Source organism: Lewinellaceae bacterium, assembly GCA_020636105.1.
Classification (GTDB): Bacteria; Bacteroidota; Bacteroidia; order Chitinophagales; family Saprospiraceae; genus BCD1.
Window position 1 is genome coordinate 3,507,059 of record JACJYL010000001.1, and the last position, 19,612, is coordinate 3,526,670.

9 protein-coding genes are annotated in these 19,612 nt (G+C 45.8%); 4 read left to right on the forward strand and 5 right to left on the reverse strand.

The features are described from left to right. Position 1: 1 nt before the first annotated feature. The gene (locus H6571_13230; GenBank protein MCB9324694.1) at positions 2-2,359 is read left to right on the forward strand and encodes a CotH kinase family protein; all 2,358 of its coding nucleotides are present in this window, start codon (positions 2-4) and stop codon (positions 2,357-2,359) included. 128 nt (positions 2,360-2,487) lie between these two features. On the opposite strand, the gene lon is transcribed toward H6571_13230, so the two are convergent. The 4 genes from lon to hutH form a co-directional block, all read right to left on the reverse strand. Next, entirely contained in the window at positions 2,488-4,890 is a 2,403-nt protein-coding gene (gene lon, locus H6571_13235) for an endopeptidase La (GenBank protein MCB9324695.1), read from the reverse strand. Between the two features lie 495 nt (positions 4,891-5,385). Continuing rightward, positions 5,386-7,308, reverse strand: a complete 1,923-nt coding sequence (locus tag H6571_13240) for a type IIA DNA topoisomerase subunit B (protein ID MCB9324696.1) — start codon at positions 7,306-7,308, stop codon at positions 5,386-5,388. A gap of 553 nt (positions 7,309-7,861) precedes the next feature. After that, positions 7,862-8,665 carry a M48 family metalloprotease gene (locus H6571_13245; protein MCB9324697.1) on the reverse strand — a complete coding sequence of 268 codons (804 nt, stop codon included), beginning with the start codon at positions 8,663-8,665 and terminating at the stop codon, positions 7,862-7,864. Between the two features lie 63 nt (positions 8,666-8,728). Continuing rightward, positions 8,729-10,219, reverse strand: a complete 1,491-nt coding sequence (gene hutH, locus H6571_13250) for a histidine ammonia-lyase (protein MCB9324698.1) — start codon at positions 10,217-10,219, stop codon at positions 8,729-8,731. A gap of 404 nt (positions 10,220-10,623) precedes the next feature. Here hutH and H6571_13255 point away from each other — a divergent pair, with 404 nt between their 5' ends. From H6571_13255 to murI, 3 genes are all read left to right on the forward strand, one after another. Then, complete coding sequence (locus H6571_13255; protein MCB9324699.1) at positions 10,624-11,157, forward strand: OmpH family outer membrane protein; 534 nt, start codon at positions 10,624-10,626, stop codon at positions 11,155-11,157. A gap of 145 nt (positions 11,158-11,302) precedes the next feature. Further along, positions 11,303-11,803 (forward strand): OmpH family outer membrane protein, encoded by a 501-nt coding sequence (locus tag H6571_13260; protein MCB9324700.1) that lies wholly within the window; start codon positions 11,303-11,305, stop codon positions 11,801-11,803. 35 nt (positions 11,804-11,838) lie between these two features. Continuing rightward, positions 11,839-12,654, forward strand: coding sequence for a glutamate racemase (gene murI, locus H6571_13265; GenBank protein ID MCB9324701.1), 816 nt, complete (start codon positions 11,839-11,841; stop codon positions 12,652-12,654). A gap of 996 nt (positions 12,655-13,650) precedes the next feature. Here murI and H6571_13270 read toward each other — a convergent pair. Beyond that, a complete protein-coding gene (locus H6571_13270; protein MCB9324702.1) occupies positions 13,651-19,599 on the reverse strand; it encodes a PKD domain-containing protein in 5,949 nt (1,982 codons plus the stop codon). Positions 19,600-19,612: the final 13 nt, after the last annotated feature.

Below are 19,612 nucleotides of genomic sequence, written 5' to 3' on the forward strand. Positions count from 1 at the left end.
TATGATGGCCTCTATAAATAAATTGAACAACCTCCGTCCAACAAAAAAACTACTTTATATTATTCCTCTTTTGGGACTATTGTTCATGCTTTTTCCCAAACCGATTTCAGGGCAGGACCTCTTTCCCGATTCCGGGGAAGTTTTCCGCGATGATGTGGTGCCCAGGATTGACATTATCATCCCCCAAACTTCACTGAATACGATGTTGGCGGCCGGCAATGAACAAAGCGATTATCTTTGGCAGGCTACTTTTATCTTCGATAATGGAACCATCCGGGACACCCTGGAAAATGTGGGTTTCAGATTGCGGGGAAATACCTCAAGATATGCCGCCAAAAAGTCTTATAAAGTTTCTTTCAATACTTATGAACCCGGAAGAAAATTTTACGGACTGGAGAAGATGAATCTCAATGGGGAACACAACGACCCCACCATCATGAGGTCAAAAGTCTGCTGGGACCTGGTCAGGGCAATGGAAGTACCGGGATCCCGTTCCAATCATGTCAATCTTTACGTCAATGGTAATTATTTTGGCGTTTACATCAATGTAGAACACATCGATGAAGAATTTGTCGATCTGAGATACGGCACCCAAAGCGGCAACCTGTACAAATGTCTCTGGCCTGCCGATATGAATTACCTGGGCAATGACCCCAATGCTTACAAACTGGAATCGGGAGGAAGAAGAACCTATGATCTCATAACGAATACGGAACAGGATGACTATTCAGATCTTGCCAACCTCATTGATGTCCTCAATAATACCCCGGCACAAGACCTGCGCTGTGCCCTGGATCCTATTTTTAATGTGCCTTCCTTCCTGCGGGCGATGGCTTTTGATATCCTGAGTGGCAATTGGGACGGTCCCCTTTTTAACAAAAATAATTTCTACCTGTATCACGACCCGGTTTCCGGAAAATTTCAATACATTCCTTATGACCTCGACAATACACTGGGCATCGACTGGTTCAATATCGACTGGGGCACCCGGAATATTTACACATGGGCGAATGAAGGAGAACCGCGCCCTTTGTATTGGAAGATCCTGGCCGTTGAATCCTACAGGGAGTTATTTTCCTTTTACATGAAAGGTTTCCTGGAAAATCAGTTCAGTTCGGCCGTTTTATTCCCGCGCATTGATGCCCTCAAATCCCAGATCACCCCCTTTGTTCCTTCCGACCCCTATTACCCGCTTGATTATGGTTTTTCTTTCGATGATTTTAATGATGGCTTCACCAGTGAACTCCCCTGGTATCATACCAGTTACGGATTAAAACCGTTTCTGACCAATCGCAATTATTGGGCAGACCTTCAGTTGGACGAAGATATACATCCCATCATTTTCAATGCTACAAACAACTATCCCGGTTTTGGGGAAAACATTTTGGTTACCGCCAGGGTCACGGATACCAATCCGGTGGCCAGTGTTGAAGTTTGTTATTCCGTCAATGGGGCGGGATTCAGTTGCCTTGCATTATTGGATGACGGACAAAACAATGACGGTCCTGCCGGTGACGGCATTTATGGTGGGAACTTATCTCCCGTAAACGAAATGTCCTTGATTGAATATTACATCAAGGCCACCGACGTTGCCGGCTGGCAAAGTCAGTATCCCCTTTGTGAAAATAAAAAGATATACATGGGTTACCCGTCGGCCCCGATTTACATCAATGAAGTGATGGCTGCCAATGAAACCACCCATACCGATGAAGCCGGCGAATTCGAAGATTGGGTTGAATTGTATTACACGGGAAGTGAGCCGTTGTACCTTGGAGACAAATATTTGTCTGACAATGAAGATAATCCCACGAAATGGAAATTCAACAACACCTGGATCTATCCCGGTCAATTCAAGATCGTCTGGCTGGATGATGATGTGGACCAGGGGCTGTTTCATGCCAATTTCAAACTTTCCGCCTCCGGGGAGTTTATCGGTATTTTCAATAATGAAAATTACGGCTACAGCCTGATCGACGGGTTCTCCTTTGACCAGCAGACACCCGACATCTCCTATGGCCGGATTCCCAATGGAACCGGGCCGCTCGTTTTTATGGAGCCCACGCCCGGGGCTTCAAATGCTCCTGATGCGACGGAGAACCCCGGGTTTCCTGACCCAATGGTGATTTATCCCAATCCTTTCAACAAAGATTTTTATTTTTTAATAAATGAATCGGAAGGAAAGCCCCTCCGATGGCAATTAACGGATACTTCGGGAAAGGTTCTTTTTGAGCAAAATCAATGGATAACATCAGAAAAGGTAACCGTTGAAACAGGCCATTTAAGTAATGGCGTTTACCTTTTAATGGTGGAAACTGCCGATGGAAGGCGCCAAACCGCTAAAGTGGTGAAGGTGAAGTAGAACTTGATGTACAAAAATTAAGCACTATAGGACACGGATTGAGGCGGATTAAACGGGTAGGAACGGATTTTTAGCCGTCATTATTCGTTCAATCCGTCTCAATCTGTGCTCCAGCGCCGGCGCGGCTTCTATTGCTCCAGCGCCAGATCCAGCACTTCCGTCATTTTGGTGACGTAGTGGAAAGTCATCCCCTTGATGTAATCCGGATTGATCTCCTGCACATGTTTTTCATTTTCTTTACAGAGGATAATCTCCTTCATGCCGGCTCTTTTGGCCGCCAGCATTTTCTCTTTTATCCCTCCAACCGGTAAAACCTTACCGCGAAGGGTGATCTCACCCGTCATCGCAATAAACGGCCTTACGCGTTTGCCGGTAAAAACGGAGGTCAGGGCTGTCAGCATAGTGATACCTGCTGACGGGCCATCCTTTGGAATGGCTCCTTCCGGTACGTGTAAGTGAATATCGTTGGCCTCAAAAAGATCAGAATTTATGCCTAACTGGTCACTATGGGCCCTGATAAAACTCAAAGCGGTCGTGACGGATTCTTTCATGACATCTCCGAGGTTTCCAGTAAGGGTCAGTTTACCTTTTCCTTTATTGCGGCTTGCCTCGATAAAGAGAATGTCTCCCCCAACGCTTGTCCAGGCCAGGCCTACTGCTACACCCGGCACGTAAACTTCCTGGTACATGTCTTTTGAAAAGCGGGTAGGTCCGAGCATTTCGGGCAGATCCGCAACGGTTATATTCACATTATAAGGTTCATCCATGGCCACTTTCTTGGCCACATGACGCATTACTCCTGCCAGCTGCCTGTCCAGGGCCCTCACGCCTGATTCACGGGTGTACAACTGGATGATCTTGGCGATCACATTGTCTTTAATTTTTACATGTTTGCCATCGAGTCCATGTTCGGCCCGTTGTTTCGGGATGAGGTGCCTTTTCGCGATCTGGACTTTTTCCTCCTGTGAATACCCGCTAATCTCGATGATCTCCATTCGGTCGAGCAGCGCCGGCTGGATGGTATTCAGCGTATTGGCCGTAGCTACAAAAAGAACCTTAGAGAGGTCGTATTCCAATTCCAGGTAGTTGTCGTGGAAGGTGGTATTTTGCTCCGGGTCGAGTACTTCCAGCAGGGCAGAAGAAGGGTCGCCCCGAAAATCTTTTCCCACCTTATCTATCTCATCCAATATAAACACCGGGTTGGCGGATTCCGCCTTTTTCATAGACTGGATGATCCTGCCCGGCATGGCCCCGATATAAGTTTTTCTGTGTCCCCTGATCTCTGACTCATCGTGCAGTCCTCCCAAAGACATCCTGATAAATTTGCGGTTGAGCGCCCTGGCAATGGATCGGCCTAAGGATGTTTTTCCAACTCCCGGAGGGCCTACCAGGCAAAGGATTGGAGCCTTCATATCCCCTTTGAGTTTGAGTACCGCCAAATGCTCAATAATACGATCCTTGACCTTTTCCAGGCCGAAGTGATCCTTATCCAATACCTCCCGGACTTTATTGAGATTGAAATTATCCTTGGTATACTTTTCCCACGGAAGGTCGAGCATCAGTTCGAGGTAACTCAGCTGGATAGAGTATTCGGCTACCTGTGGATTCATGCGCCTCAGCCTGCCTATTTCTTTTTCAAAGGTTTTGGCTACATAAGCGGGCCACTTGGTCTTTTCAGCACGTGCTTCCAGTTTTTGAATATCTTCTTCGTGTGGATTTTGTCCTAACTCATCCTGGATGGTCTTCAACTGCTGATTGAGGAAATAATCCCGCTGTTGCTTTTCGATATCCCCACGAACCTTTGACTCGATCTTATCCTTCAATTCCAGTAGCTGAAGTTCCGTTTTGAGCTGCAGCAATACGGTGTTGGCTTTTTGATGCAGACTGTCCGTTTCGAGTATCTGCTGTTTGATGGCAGGTTTTGCAGTAGAATTGGAAGCGATGAAGTTGAGTAAAAAGCTGGGGTTGTTGATGTTTTTCAACATTACTACCGCTTCCGAAGGAATATTGGGCGACAACTCGATAATTTGTTTTGCCTGATCCATGATAGTAGAAATCAGTGCTTCAAATTCAAGTTTATTGGAAGGCTGGATGTAATCCAACATCGTGATCTTGCCTTTCATGTAAGGCGTTTCGCTCACCAATTCATCTAATGCAAATCGTTTGCGCCCCTGGAGAATGGCGGTAATGGTACCGTCGGGCATGCGCAGCAGTTTTACAATCCGGGCAATGGTCCCCACATTATAAAGGTCCTCAATATCTGGTTCCTCTATGTGGGTATCCCTTTGGGAAAGTACTGCAATGACCCTTCCTTCCTCATAAGCTTTATTGATGGCCTGGATGGACCGGTCCCTGCCTACGGTAATGGGAATGACAATCCCCGGAAAAAGTACCGTATTCTTCAGCGCGAGAATAGGTAATACAGGAGGAATATCTTCATCCTTATCAACATCATCTTCTTCCAGCGTGATCAATGGCAAAAAATCTACTTCCTCATCGAATCCTTGCATATCTAATATATCTTCAAACATATTTTTTTCTTTAGGCTTCTTATGCCGGAACTATAGTTTACTGTCCGGCTGTTGTATTGTCATATTGACAGTTTTCATTAAATAGGTTTTGAACAGAAAGAGGGCAACTTCCATGCCATCGACAAATAACCCCAAAATTTAAATTAAATTGGGTTTTATTGACACAAAGTTTTTGACAACATCAGACAAAAAGGCAGAAAAAAACATAAGTCATCCCAAATTTGGGTTAACACCAAAATTTGGGATTTTTGTGTGACTTGAGTTTATCAAACGAAGTAAAATTCTAGATGGAGCCTTAGTCAAAAAGCCGGAAGTGTGCTTTTTTGGGGGTCGAATTTCTCACAAATGCTGATCAACGAATGAAAACATTGGAAAATCAATTGTTCCGCTATTGCGCCAGAAGGATTGACCCTGCCAGGCCTCAAAAAATATCCCTAATTTTGTCAAAAGACAAAATTAGGGATAACTCATGTTTGTCTGTTTGTTTTCAGAAAACTACGCTTCCGTTATTTCCGATACCTCAGGCTCCTTTATGTCCGCTTCATTTTCTATCAGGGCATTATCTACTATCTCGTCCAGCTCAAACCTCAGGTTTTCAATAATAAATTCTTGTCGTGCAGGCGTATTTTTGCCCATATAATAACTCAGAATGGCATCAATATCCGTTTCTTCATTCATCACCACCGGTTCCAGCCGAATGTTTTCTCCAATAAAATCTCCAAATTCATTTGGCGATATTTCCCCCAACCCCTTAAATCGGGTAATCTCCGCCTTGCCCCGAAGTTTTTCAACGGCATCCAGCCTTTCCTGTTCAGAATAACAATAAAAGGTTTCCTTTTTGTCGCGCACCCGGAACAAAGGAGTTTCCAGGATATACAAATGACCGTTCCTGACGAGTTCCGGGAAAAACTGCAGGAAAAAGGTAAGTAACAACAATCGAATATGCATACCATCCACATCGGCATCCGTGGCGATAACCACCCGGTTGTAGCGAAGGTCATCGATACTGTCTTCAATATCCAGGGCGTGCTGCAACAAATTGAACTCCTCATTTTCGTAAACGACCTTTTTGGTCAGGCTGTAACAATTCAAAGGCTTTCCCCGAAGGCTGAATACTGCCTGGGTCTGCACATCGCGGGCCTTGGTAATCGAACCGCTGGCAGAATCCCCTTCTGTTATAAAAATGGTGGACCCCAATCTTTTTTCTTCATCGGTTTTTTTCGTTCCATCATTAAAATGGATGCGACAATCACGCAATTTTTTGTTGTGAAGATTGGCTTTTTTGGCCCTTGTATTCGCCAGTTTTTTAATGCCGGCAATTTCCTGGCGCTCGCGTTGTGATTGCACGATACGTTTTTCAACGGCGGCCCTCACTTCCGCATTGCGGTGGAGAAAATTATCGAGCTTTTCTTTGATGAAATGCCCGATGAAAGTCCTGATCGTAGGCCCGTCGGGTCCTACATCTGCTGATCCCAATTTTGTTTTGGTCTGGGATTCAAAAACCGGTTCCTCCACCCGGATACTGATGGCCGCCATGATGGAAGAAAGAATATCTTTTCGGTGATAATTTTTATTGTAATGTTTTTGGATGGTTTCCACCACCGCTTCCCTGAAGGCATTGAGGTGGGTGCCGCCCTGTGTGGTATTCTGACCATTCACAAAAGAATAATATTGCTCCCCGTAATGATTGCCATGGGTCATCGCCACTTCGATATCCTCTCCTATCAGGTGGATAATGGGGTAGCGCAGGTGTTCACTGGTCGTTTTGCGGTCGAGCAAATCCAGGAGCCCATTCTTGGAAACCAAAATTTTGCCGTTCAGGTTGATCTTCAGCCCGGCATTGAGGTAGGCATAGTTCCACAACTGATTTTCTACATAGTCGAGGCGGAATTTGTATTTTTTAAAAATACCCAGGTCGGGTCTGAAAGAAATCAGGGTTCCGTTGCCTTCCTCCATCTTGACCACCTTGTGATCCTTTTTCAGTTCGCCCTGTTCAAACTCAGCGACTTTCCCTTTCCCCTCGCGCACTGCCTGCACCCTAAAGTAATCCGACAATGCATTCACCGCCTTGGTGCCCACGCCGTTCAACCCCACAGATTTTTTGAACGCCTTACTGTCGTATTTCCCCCCGGTATTGATCTTGGACACACAATCGATCACCTTGCCCAGCGGGATACCCCGACCGTAATCGCGAATCTCCACTGAGCCGTCCTGGATGGTCACATCAATGGTTTTCCCGTATCCCATGACGTATTCGTCAATGGAGTTGTCGATCACCTCTTTCAGCAATACGTAAATCCCGTCATCGGGCGCTGATCCGTCACCGAGTTTCCCGATGTACATGCCCGGACGCATCCGGATGTGTTCCTTCCAGTCCAGTGAGCGGATATTATCCTCGTTATAAGTTACATTAGACATATTTTGATGCTGTGATTTTTTGATGCTACAATGCTGCGAGGTTAAAATGCTTTGAGGTGCCTTCTCTCATTATTTCATTCAAACCCACCATAAAGCATACGCAATCTGCAATTAAACATTTCTTACCGACAAAGCTACAAAAAAAGTGAAAAATTTATTAAACATTTTGTGTTTTTTATTGCTTTGATAAATTTTTTGTGTTCGATCTTTATTTTTGATAATTAACAGGCATATCAAATTTTTATTCATCTCCGTTTTCTAAAACCATTCAACCACTTAACCCTGAATAGTGCACACTGCGTAAAACCCTGTGGATTTTGGTTTTTAAGGTGGTTATATTTGAAACTTAAGTTTTCTCATAGTATGTTTAATTTCCTCCTACATCTCTATCCCTTCTTGAGGTGTAGGATTTTTTTTTCCTTTCTAATACTTTTTTCCCCTTGGGGGAACACCTAAATCCATATTAAAAAACAGCAGCCTGAATTTCAATTGAAGTTCAGGCTGCTGTTTTTTTAGCCTAACGGTTAAGCAATGTTTAAAAAAGTAATAACCTTTACAGTTTTTGTTTAATCCGGGTGTACTCCGTTTGGTAGGTATTGGTTCCTTTACAACCCATTTCCTTAGCTTTGGCTTCAATGTTTTCTACCCGGTTGGCCGGATTAGGGTGGGTACTCAAAAATTCCGGAGGGGTTTTCTCTCCTTCTATTTTTTTAAAAAATCCTGCCGCTCCGTCAGCCCGGTATCCGGTTCCACATAAGTATTTTACGGAATTAAGGTCTGCTTCCGTTTCATGGGCACGGCTGAATTTCAGGGAAACCAGTCCCAGGGCAATTTGCTCGATCAGGCCGGGGTCTGATTGTCCGGTAACAATAGAGACGAGAGCGGTAATGCCGTAAGTCTGCGTCATTTGTCTTGTGGAATGGCGCAAGTCTGCGTGGGCGATCTCATGAGCCAACACCCCTGCCAACTGGTCCTCGGAATCCAGGTATTTGATCAGTCCGGTGTAAACGTAAATGTATCCACCGGGGGTACAAAATGCATTGAGCGTGGCGTCATCCTTGATGATCTTTACCTCCCATACGAATTTATCCTTGTATTGCACCTGCCCTGAATTGAGGATGTTACTGGTTATTTTGCGAACGTAACGATACACCTCTTCATTCCCCTGCTCCGCCAGGATGGGAAATTGTTTCGGATCACTCGCGATCTGCTTGGACACTTCGCTGCCTAACTCCATATCCTGGTCCGGGGTAAACAAATTGAGGCCGCCACCACCGCCTTTTTGCAGGGTGCTACAACCTGAAAGGGATAAGCCAACAGCCAAAAGGCTCCACATAAATGATTTTCTGATTTTCATAGTTCTTGTTTTTTTTGTTTATTTTATCAGGTGTCCTGAATCATCCGGTCAACCATTATTCATTTAAAGTAGAGATAACGTACGAAGATACTCAATTGTTATTTGGATATCCTTGCTAAGTATCCGGTCTTTTTCCAACTTAGGCACCACCTGTCTGAATTCTGAAGCAATTTTCTCGATCAACTCCGATGAACTCAATGGCCTGTACTCCAGTGCCTGCATGGCCACCAAAAATTCTATGGACAGCAACCGTTCCAGGTTTTCTATCACCCGGTACAGTTTTGTACCGGCATTGGCAGCCATGCTCACGTGATCTTCCTGACCATTACAGGAAACGATGGAATCAACCGAAGCAGGGGTACACAATTGTTTATTTTGGCTGACAATAGAAGCTGCCGTGTACTGAAGGATCATCATGCCTGAATTCAGGCCGGGTTTTTGGGTCAAAAAAGGAGGGAGCCCGCGTTGCCCGGAAATCAGTTGATACACCCGCCGCTCGGAAATACTGCCCAGTTCAGCCATGGCTATGGCGAGGTAATCCAACACCAGCGCAATAGGCTGTGCATGAAAATTACCGCCTGACAGGATCACATCATCATCCGGAAAAATATTCGGATTATCCGTCACAGAATTAATTTCCGTTTCCACCACAGAAAGGGTATGGAGGATGGCGTCCCAGCTTGCCCCGTGTACCTGGGGCACACAGCGGAAAGCATAAGGATCCTGGACATTTGTTTTTTCATTTTGTGCGATTTCGCTTCCTTCCAGTAATTCAAGGATTCTTTGGGCAACATTGACCTGGCCTTTGTGGGGTCTGATTTTATGGAGCCGCTCGTCAAACGGACTGAGCCCACAATCAAAACCATCAATGGAGACAGCAGCGGTCAAATTGGCCAGTCGCAGCAAGTCTTCTGCCTGCATCAGGCACCAGCAGGCGTAACTCGTGGAAAACTGGGTGCCGTTGAGCAGCGCCAATCCTTCTTTGGCCTCCAGGACCAGCGGTTCAATGCCCAGTTCCGCAAGCACTTCGCCGGCGGGGCGCCGCTGTCCTTTGTAGCGAACCTCTCCCTCGCCGATCAATGGCAAACTCAAATGCGCCAATGGAGCCAGGTCTCCCGAAGCACCAAGGGATCCCAACTGGTAAACCACCGGAAGAATACCCTCATTAAAAAAGGTGACCAGCCTTTCCACCAGTTCGAGCCTGACGCCCGAATACCCGAGGGAAAGATTTTTAATTTTTAACAATAACATGATCCGAACCACTTCTTCCGGTACTTCGTCCCCCGTACCACAGGCATGGGAACGAACGAGATTTTCCTGAAGGTGCAACCGCTCATCATTGGAAATGCGAATGTTACACAAAGAACCAAAACCGGTATTGATCCCGTAAAAAAGTTCTGCTGAGGTAGCTAGTTTCTGTTCGAGATAAGTACGACAATGGTGGATTTGCTTTTTAATATCGTCCGAAATGCCTAATTGAAGGTCTTTTTTCAGGATTTCGCGAATGTTATCAAGTTCCAGATAATCTGAATGGATAATATGCGTTTTTTTCATACGTGATTTAATTTAGCAAGAGCATGGGCGAAATTAAAAATTAATGCCATGAATTAGTCTTGTTTGGGTCGCAAATAGAAAAGATGCCCTAACGAAAAAATAATAAAAAACAGGATACCGCCACGCTGACACCCCAAACTCGGGGTTAAAAGCTTTAAGAAAGCCGTTAAACATTAGTTAAAAAACAACCCCGATTGCCGCACACAAATATATGTATAAAACTCATTTTCAACATTTTACATCCTAAAGGCTTTTCCTTACACCAAAAACGAACCGTAACTTTGCCCATATTAGGCAAGTCTAAAAAATGAAAGCAACGAAAAAGTTGTAATTTTGGAACCAAAAGATGCCGAACCTTAAGACCGGAACCGGCCATCTGATCTTTAATAAAAACAAATAAAGTTATGAATTTACCAGCCATCAAAAATTTTGGGATAAAAAGCATCTTCTCCATGGCCCTTGTTGCCTTTTTTTCTTTTACCGCATCGGCCCAAAGAATCTGTTACGTCGATGTTAATAAAGTCCTGGAAAGCATCCAGGAATATCAGGATGCCCAGACGGAGCTCGATCGGCAGGCCAAACAATGGCGCCAGGAAATCGCCCAGGAATACGATGTGATCAAAGGGATGTACAACCGTTACCAGGCTGAGCAGGTGCTCATGAGCGATGAAGCCCGTAAGGTGAAGGAAGACGAGATCATGAACAAGGAAAAAGAGGTTCGCGACATGCAAAAGGAAAAATTCGGTCCGGAAGGGGAATTGTTCAAAAGAAGACAAAGCCTCGTTCGTCCTATCCAGGATAAAGTTTATGCCGCCATTGAAGCTTATGCCCAGGAACGCGGGTATGATTTCATTTTTGACCGTTCCGGGTCTTCAGGAATGATTTTTACCAATCCGGAATTTGACAAAACAGAAGATATTTTAAAAAGACTTAAATAATTATTTCCCCGGTGCGAGTTGAATAATAAACAAAAATGTATTTTTGCGCACTGTTTTTAAGGCATTAGCAGAAAATAACGACCGGAAGTGGTTTTTTGAAACAGCTAAAGCTAACCAGATTTTAACGAATAAATTAAATATTACAATGAAGAGAATTTTGAAAGCAACTTTGATCGTTGCCCTTTTATTTACCGTTTCTTTTAGTGCTCAGGCACAAAAATTCGGTTTTGTTAACTCAGCAGAAATTCTTGCTGAAATGCCGGAAGTAAAACAGGCTGATGCCAACCTGGAAGCCCTGCAAAAGCAGCTCCAGAAAAAAGGCCAGGGAATGGTGGAAAAACTGCAGCAGGACTACCTTGCCATTCAACAAAAAGTAGAGCAGGGATTACTCTCTCCTCAACAACAGCAGGAGGAAGGCAAAAAACTGGAAGCAAGACAGCAGGATATCGCCAAGTTCGAGCAGGATATGGTGTCCCAGCTTGAAACCAAACGTAATGATTTATTGAAACCGATTTACGATAAAGTAAACGATGCCATTTCTGCTGTAGCTAAGGAAAACGGTTACCAGATGATCTTTGAACAAGGCGTATTGCTTTATTCTGAGCCTGCTCAGGATATCACTGCAAAGGTGAAAGCCAAGCTGTAAATCGATTAGGATTACCACATTCAAAGATTACCACTATGCAAAGTGACCATTCTCTTCCCATTGAAAGAAGAGCCATTGGTGTCTTTGATTCCGGCATTGGGGGCCTTACGGTCGCCAATGCCGTTTTTAATTTACTGCCTTTCGAAAAAGTGATCTATTACGGGGATTCCGCCAATATTCCCTATGGCAGCAAAACCCAGGCGGAAGTACAGGAGCTGAGTTTCAAGATCACAGCCTTCCTCCTGGCAAAAGGCTGCAAGATCATTGTCGTCGCTTGTAATACTGCTTCGGCTGCCGCATTGGATGCTTTACGCCAGCAATGGCCGGACATCTCCTTCATTGGTATGGAACCGGCCGTTAAACCCGCTGCCCAGCTCACCAAAACCGGAAAAGTGGGGGTGCTCGCCACCGCCGGAACCTTTAAAAGTCAGCGTTATGCCAAACTGATGCAGGCTTATGCCCAGGAGGTCCAAATGATCGAAAATCCCTGCATCGGGCTGGTCAAACTCATTGAACAACGCAAGGTAGCCGCCCCTGAAACCAGGGCTTTATTGGAATCCATTCTCAAACCCATGGAAGCAGAAGGCGCCGACACCTTCGTCCTGGGCTGCACTCATTATCCTTTCGTGGAGCCTCTGATACGCGAGATCATCAATGAGGCAGAACACATTATCAACCCGGCTCCTGCCGTGGCCCGTCAGCTAAAACGCATGCTCGAAAAAATAAATTTGCTCAACCCGGGAAGGGACAAACCCGTTCATGAATTTTATGCCTCGGGCGACCAGGCAACCATGGCCTGGGCCGTGGAATACCTGACAGGATGGGAAGGGGTGAAGGTTTTGACGCCTTAGCTGCTTTGTTTTGCTTTTGAGTTTATTTGACCGCTTATTTCGTGACTTTTAGCAAAGTAACAGGACAATTTTAAAAGAATAAAAACAAAAGATTCAGCTACGCCGACCTTTAGGTCGGTGTAATTTCAAACCAAATAAATCCAGGCCTTTAGGCCTTTGTTGGTTGTAAATTCAGTAATAAAAGGCCTGAAGGCCTGGGTTTTACTGGTTACTTCTTATGCACCGACCTGAAAGCCCGTCCCGCACCATCGGTCGGGGGTCGGGGTAGCTGAACATAATTCAATATTCGTTTAATTTTGTCCAAGCACTAATATGCAGGAAGGTGGTTTTTTCTGCCGGGAAATTTAGTTTCTTTTCAGAAAAGCACCTTCAGCCAAAAATAAAATCTCCTAAATTTCAATCTCGAATTTCGGTCATACCCTATAAAAAATGCCCTCCAACCGGAAGGCATTCCTCTTTTTTAGTTAAGTAATGGAAAAACAATAACTTCCTCGTTTTATGCTGCTTCTTTTTCGCCTGTACTTCCTCAAAAATGCTCGCCGCCCGGTGATACAAGGGCGTCTGCGCTTTTTTCATCGTCCAGACAAAAAATAAGCTACCCTAAAATCGGGAACTTATCATTTCACCATTACTAAGGCTAAAAAAGTTTTTTCATAATAGTCCAATTTTGTTGCCGTGCTTTAAAAAGCTTATTCGACTCACAAATGTTAATCAAATGTAAACAATAAGTCCGAAAAAATCAAAAAAATCCCGCTTTAGGAAAAGCGGGATCCGTCCGGACTAAACACTGCATCCTCGAAAGAGCACGCGTTTTCGGGTTTCTTTAACTTTAGGATGCTCCGGCCAAAAGCCGGAACATCCTGTATCTAAATACTTTCGTGAATTACATTGATTGAAAAAATCTGAGCCACAGAGCAGATAAACCTTTAAAATCGCTCAGAAATATGCTTAAAATATGGCTACGGGAACAAAATTCCGTCCACCGTAAACCGTCTTCTACCTCAAAAGCACTACTTCTCCCGACTGCCTGATTTTTTCCATTTTACCACAAATATTTACCGTAGCCTTCAATTGCCAGATATAAACTCCGGGTTTCATGGCAGCATTCTGGGTCTTACCGTTCCAACCGTCATTTTGGTTTTCCGATTGGAAGATATTGTTGCCCCAGCGATCGAAAACGGCGAAATTATAATCCTGGAATTGAATCTCCGGCCCTGGATAAACCATAAACAAATCATTCGGTCCGTCATTATTCGGAGAGAAGGCGTTGGGCACGTAAATACCCGTTGCGGAGGGCTCAACTTCCCTTTGTACCGCCGCGTTGGCGGAAACCACTTCGCAACTGTTGGCGACCTGTACAGAATAGGTTCCGGTTTCATGAACCAAAAGATTCGGGTCAGTAGCGCCATTGTTCCAAAGGAAGGTCAGATTCCCGTCATCGCCTGAAAGAATATTCAATTTCAATTCCGTTTCCAGCGTTTCACAGGGCAATAATTCATCGTCCACCTGGACAACCAGGTAATCCATGGCATCCACCGAGAAATCGAGGGTGGCCACACAACCGTTATTGTCCCGAACATAGGCGGTGTAATCATCGGCCTGCAATCCCGCAAAAGCCGGGCTGGCCTGGAAGGTCGCGCCGTCCAAAGAATATTCAAAAGGTCCAACCCCGTTATCGACCGCCACATTCACCACTCCGGTCGAAATATTCGGACAACTTTCATCCACCTGGGCATCGACTTCTGTTTCCGGCAAAGAAACCACCGCCACGGTTACCGTAGAATCACATCCTGCTGCATTGGTATAAACAAAGTCCATTTGTTCCCCTATTTGCAGTTCCATTCCAGCGAAGGTCCTGCTCTCGCCGGGACAAGCCTCAAGCATCATATTGGTGGTGGTCGGGAAAATTTCCGACACCGTCAGGTTGATCGTAGAGTCGCACCCTGTTACACTCATCAACTGAACCACATCCTGATCCCCGGGATCGTAGGTTTGTCCTTCATAACTCACCGTCGTTCCACTACAGGCATATAATTCCACATTTTCTACAATTTCATCCATAAACTGTATGGATACCGCTTCGGTTGAATCACAAGTAGCGGAAATGGCATATACTACCGTAAAAGTCGTATCGTTTGTAAAAATGGTTCCGTTGTAATCCACCAATCCGCCGGCACATTCTGTAAATTGTACCTCAACAAAAGGACTCTCCTCACAGTATTCCTCCAACAACCAGTTGATCTCCAGGATCACATCACAACCTACCATCATCGTATCCACGCTCAAAACAGTGGCCTGCAAGCCGGCAGGAATGCTTTGTGTATCGATCTCCAGGGTATAAGCTGTTGATAAAATATTCTCAAAAGCATAAAACCCGTTGGCATCACTCCCGTCGCTGCCGATCTGAGTTCCGGCAAGGATCAGGTTGATGTTGACCCCGCTGACCAGGGTATCCCCGGCATCGATAATGCCATTGAGATTCACATCAGAATAGATCTCCCCCTGGAGGGTTCCAAAACCATCATAAAGATCTACCGTCAGCGGATCAGAAGCCAACACGCAACCGAGGGTGCTCACCATTTCCACATAATATTCCCCGCTTTCATCGATGATGAGATCAGAAATATTTCCGTCCGGAGCAGGGATGGCACTTCCGTTAAAATACCATTGGTAACTGGTAATACCAGCGATAGGCGGAATGCATATAGTATCCGGGCTACAACGGGTATGACAACCTGAAGGTATTTTACTCACGTCCGGCCCTTCCACAATGGTCAGGGTATTGCTTTCACTTTCACAACCGAATTCGGTAATGGCCCGGACAGAATAATCTCCCGCCTCACCGGTGGTGATACTCGTTCCCACCTCCCCGGTATTCCATACATAAGTCAGGCTTAAATCCGGATTGACAACGCTAAAGGTGGTTTCCGTGTCCTCGCAGATTAAACCAGCCACAGATGCCGTAATGGTTACATTTTGAGGTACGGGATGGATGACGACCTCAAAAGGTCCCATAATATTGGTGCATGAGGTGGTATTGTCGGTTACCGTTACAAAAATATCGTAATTGCCTGCAGGCAATAAATTACCCCGGTCTTCAGAGTATTCCGTTTCTGATCCAAAATCCCCGGTAGACCATTGGTAAGAATAATTGGCTCCTTCGATGACCTCGAGGAAGACATCTTCTCCTTCACAAGTGGAATAACCGTCATTGAAGAAGGCTGTTGGCTGGCCGTAATCATTGTATTCTACCGCTCTTATCGGAGCATCCGGAGCCGGCACGACCTCAACGACTACAACGGCAGGGGTATAACTACAACCATTTACATCTGTCAGGGTTACTTCGTACACCCCTTCTTCTCCGACCGTAATGGATTCCGTAATTTCATCCGTTGACCACACCCAGCTTACTCCTCCTGCAGGTGCCGTAAGGGTAATAGAATCCCCTTCACACAATGGCAAAGAACCTGACAGCGCAATTTCCCCAATAAGGGTATTCGGCTCTATCGTAATATCACGGCTGAATGTATTAGAACAGCCATAAATACTTTGCACAAACAAGGTTACTGTATAAACGCCCGGATTGTCATACAAATGATAAGCATCAAAAATCTCCGAGGTATTTTTATTGCCGCTGGCCGGATCGCCAAAATCCCATTGCACGTAAGTTACTGTATTAGAGACTTCTGCAATAAATCCTGAAGCCGTAGCCGCACAACCTATTGCCGGTTCTTCAAAGTTAACGGGTGGGGCGGGGTAAACATTGAGTACTCGGGTGATGGTGGACAAACATCCGTTGTCAGCCATTGCCGTAAGGGTCACGTTATAGGAACCTTCCGATGCGAAAATATGAGTCGGATTCTGGTCCGTTGAAGTATTGTTGGCTCCACTGGCCGGATCGCCGAAATCCCATTGCCAGGAGACGATATTCACAAAAGGCAGGAATGTCGATAAGTCGAAAAATTCAATCACCTCTCCCGGACAAGCGTTGTCCACTTCAAAATCAGCCGCCATCAGCGAGGTGTCGACTCGTAATGCCGGGCAGGAGATCAGATCTCCCGTTGCATTGATATAGTCGGCCCACATAATCACTTTAAAAAAGCCGGCCTGTGAAAAGGCGTGGGTCGGATTCGGTCCGGTAGCGTAATTGGAAGCGCCGCTTTCAGGATCACTAAAATTCCATGTTTCGGATCCTGCCACCGGTGTCACGCCCGATGCTTGCTGATAAGCTCTTTCATTGCAGGTAATGCCTCCCAGCAGGTCAAAATTGCCGCCGGAAAAAACGCAATCCGGGCCACCACCGATACCGCCGCCACTGCCGCAATCGCCAATCTCAATGACATTGGAACCGGCCGTACAACCGTATGAATCAGTAATCTCCACGGAGTAATTCCCGTATGCTATTGCCTGGTAAACCGGATCATCTGTTCCTACCGGGGAACCGTTTAGATACCATTGGTAGGAATACCCGGCGCTTGAATTGATAGCATACAAGGTAGCATCTGGCGGTACGCCGCAGAATACCGTAGGGTCGGGCGTGGAAATATTGATCACTGACGCCGGCTTGGCATCGATATAAAAAGTGGTGTCGCCCACGCAGCCGTACTGATTGGTCACACTTACCCGGTAATAACCAGGGCCGATATCCGGCGTGGCCAAAGTGGAAACGAGGGTTCCAAATTCATCTTTCCATTCGTAACTGTCGAAAGCCTGTGTGGTCTGCACCATTGCCAGGCCTGCCGGGCAAAGTTCTGCGGGATGGGTCACCACCGGTTGAGGTAATGGATATACATTTACGTTCATAGAGGTCGATTCACTACAAGCTGACAACTCTACCACTGCAGCACCGTCTTCAAACCAGATGATCTCAATAGTACTCAAAGACGGATCGCCAATAATGGTTCCGGCAGAAGCCGGATTGATCGACCAGCCGTAATCGATCCCTGCATAATATTCAGTGGTAAATACGCTGATCTGGTCACGACATACATCACTCGTACCGGTTATGGTGAATCCTGCTATGGCTTGTACGGAAAGATCTAAAGCCTCAGATTCACAGGGGATTCCTGTTGAATTGATCTGTACCACGCTCAACTCATAAGGTCCGGCATTACCCCAGGTAACGGTGATCGGGTTACCGTATCTTTCTGTAATGGTTCCACCATTGTTGACCTGCCACCTGAAATTATTTTCAGGAGTGCCGGAATCCGCTTCATAACTATAGGGAGTGCCGGGACAAATATTCGTTTCTCCGTTAATGGCATTTACCTGTGGCGGGGTGGGCACGACGTTTACATTCATTTCAAAAACATCGGTACAATAATCATCCGGCACCACAGGAACAGCAGTCAGCTTAAAATAACCGGTTCCAAAATTCCAGTCGATCACCGGATCAGTGGCGGCATTGATGGTTTGTACTACCGTTCCGTTTTGGGAAATAGTCCAATTACAGCCGAAACTCATATTATTCTGAGTATTGATCGCCGCATAGGTTTCGCTGTCGTTTTCACAAACTTCAATAGTTCCTGTGAGATAATATTCAGGTTCAACTTCTACGGTTAATGTTGCTTCCCCTCCACATTCGAGGTAACAATTTTCATAGCTTACACTTATGGTCTGAGCGGCGGAGGGATAAAACTGGTTGTTCCATTCCACGGTGATTTCATGGGTACCCTGTCCGGCGATAATGGTTCCGAAATTGGTAACGGCCCAAATGTATTCAGTAGCTTCATAAGCCGGGAGGCTGTAAACTTCCACGGCTCCTTTACAAACATTAACTTTTCCCTGTATCGGTGCATTATCCGTGATGATGGGCACTTCGACAAATGTGGGCGCCAGGCAGAAATTCGCTCCGCCACAATCATCGACCTGCAATTCAATCGTCCCAATCGGGCCGCTGACCCAATCGATGGTAATAAAGTTATCTCCGGGGCCACCGCCATTGATCACATTACCGTTGCTGCTGACATTCCAAAAATAGGTGCCGCAGGAAGCATCGGAAGTGTAGGTGATCGTTTCTCCTTCACAGACAGTCGCCACACAATCCACATTGGGGTTTTCGGCGTTGATGACCTGGACCAGAACACTGGTGGTGTCGGAACAAAGGCATTCGTTGTAGGCAATGAGTTGAACCGTATAGGAACCCGGTGATTGATAAGTAAATTCGGGGTTGGTTTCTTCCGAACTGCCGATTCCGAAATTCCATTCATAGGTGGAAGCGCCGGTACTCAGGTTCTCAAAATAAATGGTTTGTCCTTCGCAAACCGTAATCACTCCGCTTTCAGCGGCAGGATTGCTGCCTATAGCTGCAGTGGGATCATCGAGAATATCCACGCAGGAAGTGGCCTGTCCTCCACAATACTGATCCCAAAAGAAAGCGGAAACTGACCCCGTCCCGGGAGTCCCCCAGTTAACAGTAACTGTTCCCGCACTATCGTTGACGATATAACTGTCAGCACCGAGTACCGTCCAGGTGGCTAATCCCGTAGTGCCTCCCCAAGTGTTTTCCGCCCAGTAGGTGACGGTGGAATTAGCACATACTTTTTGACATATATTGGTATTGGGGCCGCCGGCAATGCTATCATTGGCAGGACATACATCCTGGGCATTGGAGTATAGAAAATATTGCTGGTAAGGCTGCCAAAAAATATCGATACAACCCGTAGCAGAGATTCCGGTAGCATCGGTCACCACGACACAATAGGTGAAGGTACCCGGAATTTCATCACAAATGAGGAAATACTCGTCGGTGGAGGTCATCCCATTATTCCAGTTATAAACATAGGGTGCCTGACCACCTGTCACCGTGACGTAAACTTCTACACATTCTCCGGTACAAGGCGGCTGCAGATATTCAATAAATACCTGCATTTGAGCAAAGAGGCCCGAAAAAGAAATAGAAAGTAAAAAGGTAAAAAGAGCGCGTTTTAGTTTTAGGAATTTCATACTTTAGAAAAAT